Below are 690 nucleotides of genomic sequence, written 5' to 3' on the forward strand. Positions count from 1 at the left end.
AGCTCGCGGCTGTGGGCGCTGGAGAGCTCGCAGGCGATGTCCGGGTAGCGTTGGGTCCATTCGCGGATGGCCGGCGGCAGCAACGACAAGGCCAGCGCGGGTGTGGCGCCGATACGCAGGCTCTGGCCCGGCTCGCGGCGCAGGTTCTGCGCCAGGCGCCGCACGCCTTGCAGGCTTTCGGTCACCTTGTCGACTTCGCGTTCCAGCGCCAGCGCTTCCGGGGTTGGCTGCAGCTTGCCGCGTATACGCAGGAACAGCGGGAACCCCAACTGCAACTCGGCGTGCTGCAGCACCTTGCTCACCGCCGGCTGCGAGACATGCAGCAACTGGGCGGCGGCGCTGATGGAACCGGTCTGGCGGATGGCCTGGAAGATTTCGATATGACGCAAGCGCATGGGCAGTCCATAACCTTTGTTTATGGGTGACCCATCTTTATTCATTGTCCCGCCGCTGTCACCTGCCTCTAACCTTCAAGCCTGACATCGCACGGTTAAGGGACGCACATGGCTCAGCAGGTTTGCATCATCGGTGGCGGGGTTATCGGCCTGGCGAGTGCCTACGCGCTGGTGCGTGCCGGCATGCAGGTGACGGTGGTCGAAGCTCGGGAAACCCTGGGCAGCGAGACCAGCTTCGCCAACGGCGGGCAGTTGTCCTACCGCTATGTCGCACCGCTGGCCGACAAGGGCGTGC

At 64.9% G+C, this 690-nt stretch carries 2 protein-coding genes; one reads left to right on the forward strand and one right to left on the reverse strand.

Going from position 1 to position 690, the window contains the following annotated elements:
- A partial coding sequence (locus HX846_RS37475) for a LysR family transcriptional regulator (RefSeq protein WP_178967495.1) occupies positions 1-440 on the reverse strand: 440 nt, incomplete at its 3' end.
- Between the two features lie 63 nt (positions 441-503).
- On the opposite strand from HX846_RS37475, the gene HX846_RS37480 reads away from it, so the two are divergent.
- A partial coding sequence (locus HX846_RS37480) for an FAD-dependent oxidoreductase (RefSeq protein ID WP_178967496.1) occupies positions 504-690 on the forward strand: 187 nt, incomplete at its 3' end.

Source organism: Pseudomonas sp. K5002 (assembly GCF_013386655.1).
Lineage (GTDB): Bacteria > Pseudomonadota > Gammaproteobacteria > Pseudomonadales > Pseudomonadaceae > Aquipseudomonas.